Source organism: Myxococcus sp. CA005 (genome assembly GCF_006518205.1).
Taxonomy (GTDB): domain Bacteria; phylum Myxococcota; class Myxococcia; order Myxococcales; family Myxococcaceae; genus Myxococcus; species Myxococcus xanthus.
This window is the reverse complement of record NZ_SRLV01000007.1, coordinates 62,455-68,047: the sequence shown is the minus strand read 5'-3', so window position 1 is coordinate 68,047 and position 5,593 is coordinate 62,455. Positions and strand designations below refer to the sequence as shown.

General features: G+C 70.6%; 1 protein-coding gene. It reads right to left on the bottom strand.

The annotated features are described in order from the left end of the window. Positions 1-12: 12 nt before the first annotated feature. Positions 13-5,586 carry a type I polyketide synthase gene (locus FMQ63_RS04790; RefSeq protein WP_011554523.1) on the bottom strand — a complete coding sequence of 1,858 codons (5,574 nt, stop codon included), beginning with the start codon at positions 5,584-5,586 and terminating at the stop codon, positions 13-15. Positions 5,587-5,593 lie beyond the last annotated feature (7 nt).

The following is a 5,593-nucleotide window of genomic DNA, read 5'->3' as shown; positions in this document are numbered from 1 at the left end:
GTCGGAATCTCTTCAATCGGCCAGCGCGGCGAGCTTCTCCGCAAGCAGCGCCTCGGCTTCGTCGTCCGAGAGTTGCTTGACGTTGTTGACGATCGCGGCTTCGAGCGCGGCGGCTTCATCCCGCGGCGGCTCCGCCTGGGTCGTGATGGGAAGTTGCAGTTGTTCAGCCAGGTGCACGACGAGCGCCGCCACCGTCGGATGCCGCCAGACCAGCGTCGCGGGAAGCCTCAGGCCCAGGCTGGCTTCGAGCCGGTTGCGAATCTCCAGCCCCATCAGGGAATCCAACCCCATGCTGCCCAGGGGCTCCTGCGGGTCGATTCGTGAAGGCGCCAGCCGGAGCACATGGCCGGCCTGTTCGCACAGGTGCGCCTCCAGCAACGACGCGCGCTTCAGCACCTCCGCGGCCCGGAGCGTCTCCACGAAGGCACCGCGAACAGCGGGGATATTCGCGGCGCTGGCCTGCTCACGCGCCAGCCGTGACAGGAAGGGCGAGCGCGCCGCCGTCAGGTAGAACTCGCTCCACTGCCGCAGGTCGAAACGCATCACCACCACGCGCGACAGAGGGCTGCCCAGGATGCGGCTCAACGCCTCCAGCGCTTGCGACGGTGGCATGGTGTCCACGCCGCGCTGGGTGATGCGTTCCCCGCGCGCCTCGGCCGCCGCGGCCAGACCCACACCGGCCCAGGCCCCCCAGTCAACGCTCAGCGCCGGCAGGCCGAGCCCACGCCGATACGCTGCCAACGCGTCGAGGAAGACGTTGGCCGCCGCGTAGTTGCCCTGCCCCGGCGAGCCCAGCAGCGAACCCGCCGCGGCGAACAACACGAAGTGCTCCAACGGCGCCGATGCCGTCAGCGTGTGCAGATGCCAGGCGCCGTGGACCTTGGGCGCCATCACCGTGCGCAGACGCTCGGCGGAGAGGTTCACCAGCACGCCGTCATCAAGGACGGCCGCCGCGTGGAAGACACCCCGGAGTGGAGGCATCTCCGCCGCCACCTCGCCCAGCACCCGCTCCAGGTCCGGGCGCGCCGCCACGTCCGCCTTGAACACCCGGACTTCGACGCCGCCGGCACGCAGCGCATCCAGCACCGGCTGCGCCTCCGCGGACGCGCCCTTGCGCCCCAGCAAGGCCAGGTGGCGGGCACCCCGGTCGACCAGCCACTCCGCGAGCTTCAGGCCCAGGCCACCCAGGCCACCGGTAATCAGGTACGTGGCATCGGCTCGCAACTCCGCCGGCGCCGCCGTGCTGCGCTCCATGCGCGACAGCCGCGCCACGAACCGCGCGGAGCCTCGGAGCGCGACCTGCTCTTCCGAACTCGAAACGAGGAGCTCGTCGGCCAGCACCCCAGCCTGGGCCTCATCGCGAGCCCCCAGGTCCACGCTGCAGCACCGGAGTTCGGGATGCTCCAACGCGAGCACGCGTCCCAAGCCCCAGAGTGGCGCCTGCTCGACATGGGCCACCTGCTCACCCGGCTTGACGGCCTGGACACCTTCCGTCACCAACCACACCCGAGGCATGTCCCGGAAGCCCGACGCGACCAGGGCCTGCGTGAGGTGGAGCGCGCTCGCCGCGCCAAGCGTGCGCGCCTTCACCAGCGCATCCGTGCCAGCCTCGAGACCGGGAACGTCCAGGCTGAAGAGGTGCACGACGCCACTGCATGCGGGACGCCCGGCGCCGAACTCCGCGTCGAGAATCCGCGTGAAACCCTCCGCTCGTGACGGGTCCACCATGTAGTGGCCGGGCTCGACGAGCCGGGTCTCCTCGCCGTGGGAGACGAGGATGCAACGCTCCCCGCGCTCGCTCAGCACCGCGCGCAGCTTCCCGCTGAAACCAGCACGGTCCGCGAGCACCAGCCAGGTGCCGGGCGTGGACTCCGAGACGGCCGTGGGCGTCTCGCGCGGCGCTTCCTGCCAGTCCACCCGGTACATCCACTGGTCGATTTCATCCGCGGACCGGCGCCGCACCGCATCCAGACGGCGCGCCATCAAGCCGCGGGCCTCCATCAGGACGTTGCCCTCCGCGTCCAGCAACGTCACATCGGCTTCAATCGAGCCCGGGCCACTGCCCGTGCCCGGCCGGACACGAGCGTGACTCCACAGCGCACGTCCGGGCCGCCCGTGCATGCGCAGCGAGTCCACCGCCACCGGGACGAACGTCTCTCCCCGGCGGTCCCCCAGCCCCGCGCCGTTGATGGCTTGCAAGCAGGCATCCAGCAGCGCCGGATGGAGCTGATGCGCCGTCATCTCCGCCGCGACGGAAGGCGACAATTCCAGGCGCGCCACCGCCTCGCCCTCGCCCTTCCACATCTCCTTCACCAGGCGGAAGCTGGGACCGAAGTCGACGCCCCGCTCCAGCATGAGCTGGTAGTGCTTCTCGCCCTCCAGAAGCTCGGGGCACCGCGCCCGCGCCTCGTCGAGCGCGAAGGGCTCCGCGCTCGTGCTCTCACACATTCGCCCTTCAGCGTGCAGTGTCCAAGCCCCGGCGCCGTCCACCGGACGGCCAAAGACCTGGAAGCGACGGGTTCCATCCGCCTCCGGGATGACGCGCATCTGAACCGACAGCGCCTCTTCCCGAGGAAGCACCATCATCTCCTGGAAGATGACGTCCTCCAGCGCGAGCCGCGCCGGCCCGAAGGCCTCGGAGGCCCCCGCGAGCGCCATCTCCAAGTACCCGGTGCCGGGGAGCACGACCTCCCCATGGACGACGTGGTCCGCCAGATACGAAGGGCTGTCCGCGTACAGCTCCGTCTGCCACAGGTGCGCGCCGTCCTGGCCCGCCAGGGACAGGTGCGTACCCAGCAACGGGTGGTGGCCAGCGTCCCGGGCACGACGGGTCCGCGTGGACGACTCAATCCAGAAGCGCTCGTGCTGCCACGGGTACGTGGGCAGCGCTGCGAGCCGGCCCCGCACGGGGTGCTGGCGCTCGAGGTCCACCTCGTGCCCCATGGCGTAGAGCGCGCCCAGGGACGACAACATCGCCCCGCGCTCGTCTTCGTCACGGCGGAGCGAGGGCAGCACCGTCCCCTCTCGCCCGAGGTGCCGCAGGTGTTGTTCCACCGCGGGCAAGAGGATGGGATGCGGGCTCAGCTCGATGAAGAGGTCATGGCCGTCGACCGCGAGCTTCTCGATGGCCTTCGAGAACAACACCGGCTCGCGCAGGTTATCCGCCCAGTAGCCGGCACGGAACTCCGCGCCATCCGTCATCCGTCCCGTCACCGTCGAGCAGATGGGCACACGGGACGCGCGCGGCGCGAGGTCCTGGAGCGCCGCGAGCAGGTCGGGCCGCAGCGGGTCCATTTGAGGGCTGTGCGAGGCCACGTCCACCTTCACGAAGCGGCAGAAGACGTCCCGTTGCTTGAGCTGCTGGGCGATGTCCTCCAGGGCCCCAGGAGCGCCCGACAGCACCGTGGAGCGCACGCTGTTGCTCACCGCGACGGAGACCTGCGACTCCCAGCCGTGAAGGGCCTGCTTCGCCTCTTCCAACGTCAGGTCCACCAGCAGCATGGAGCCCTGCCCGCTCACGCCTCGAAGCAGCCGGCTGCGGCGGCAGATGATCTTCGCCGCGTCCTCCAGGCTCAGCGCTCCGGCCACGTGCGCCGCCGCCACCTCGCCCATGCTGTGCCCGACCACGGCGTCGGGCTCGATGCCCCAGGCGCGCCACAGCTCCGCCAACGCCACTTCCATGGCGAAGAGAACGGGCTGGATGACGTCGATTTCATGGAGGCGGCCCTTGCCCTCTTCGGCGGCCAACTCAGCCAGAACGCTGAAGCCCGCGCACGCATGGATGGCCGCGTCGCAGCGCTCCATGGCCTCGCGGAACGCCGTCTCCTCCGCCAGCAGCTTCCGGCCCATGCCCAGCCACTGCGAACCCTGCCCCGGGAACACGAAGACGACCCGGCGCCGGGTCTGCCCCGATGCACGTCCCGTGGCCGCGCCCGGCACGGGCTCTCCACGCGCGTACGCCCCCAGCTTCTCCTCGAGTTCAGCGTGTGTATGGCCCGCGAGCGCGAGGCGGTGCTCATGGTGGGAGCGCGACAGGGACGCCGTGGCGCAGACGTCGCGGAGTGACACCTCGGGATGCGCGGCGAGCCAATGCGCGTGGCTCCCGGCCATGGCCTGGAGCGCCTCCGGACTGCGCGCCGACAGCACGAGCAACTCCGCGCCACGAGCAGGGACGGCAGGCCGCGGTGACGGCACCGGCGGCTCCTGCAAGATGACGTGGGCATTGGTGCCGCTGATGCCAAACGCGCTCACGCCAGCGAGGCGAGGCTGCTCGGCGCGGGGCCACGGCTGGAGCGCCGTGGGAACGACGACGGGCGCCCCGTCCAGGACGATGTCCGGGTTGAGGCGGTGGAAGTGCAGGTTCGGAGGAATCGCCTCGTGGCGCAGTGATAGGGCCGTCTTCAGGATGCCCGTGAGCCCCGCCGTCGCTTCGAGGTGCCCGACATTCGTCTTCACCGAGCCGACGTACAGTGGCGTATCCGCGCTCCGTCCCGCGCCCAGCACCCGCGCCAGCGCTTGCAGCTCGATGGGGTCGCCCAGCGACGTGCCCGTCCCGTGCGCCTCGACGAAGGAGACCTGCGAGGGCTTCAGCCCCGCGCTCGCCAGCGCCTGCTCGATGACCCGCTCCTGCGCCGGCCCGTTGGGCACCATGAGCCCACTGCTGGCGCCGTCCTGATTCACCGCCGAGCCCGCGACGAGCGACAGAATCTCATCGCCGTTGGCCAGCGCATCCGAGAGCCGCTTGAGCACCAGGACGACGCAGCCCTCCGCGCGCACGAAGCCATTGGCGGCGGCATCGAAGCTCTTGCACCGTCCGTCCGGCGCCAGCCCTCGGCTGCTGGAGAGGGCAACGGTCGGGTCCGGCATCAGCATGAGGTTGACGCCCGCGGAGAGCGCCAGGTCGCACTCGCGGTTGCGCAGGCTCTGGCAGGCGACGTGGAGCCCCACCAGCGACGACGAGCACGCCGTGTCGATGGACATGCACGGCCCCTGGAGGCCCAGCGTGTACGCCAGGCGGCCCGCCGCCGCGTTCAGCGAGGTTCCCGTCAGGTGATAGATGTCCGGCGCATCGCCGAGCTGCCGCGCCTGGAGCTGCGCGTAGTCGCTGCCGATGATGCCCAGGAAGACACCGGACTTGCTTCCTGCGAGCTGGTCCGGCGGCTGGCCCGCGCGCTCCAGCGCCTCCCACGCGACCTCCAGCAGCATCCGCTGCTGCGGGTCCATGCGCGAGGCTTCCCGGGGCGAGACGCCGAAGAATGCGGCGTCGAACTGGTCCACGCCGTCGATGAAGCCGCCCCAGCGAGCATAGGTGCGGCCCCGCTTGCTCGGGTCGGGGTCGAAGAGCGCCTCCGCGTCCCACCGCTCGCGCGGTACCTCGGTGATGGCGTCCAACCCCTGGCTCAGCAGGCGCCAGAAGGCCTCGGGTGTCCGCACGCCTCCGGGAACGCGGCAGGACGCACCGACGATGGCGATGGGCTCCGAGCGCGCGCGCTTGAGGGCTTCGCTCTCCGCGTGCAGGTCGAGCGCCAGCAGCGCGAGCCTCTTGGGAGAGAGGTTCGAAATCTTCTCGTAGAATTCCTTGCTCATCGCAGTC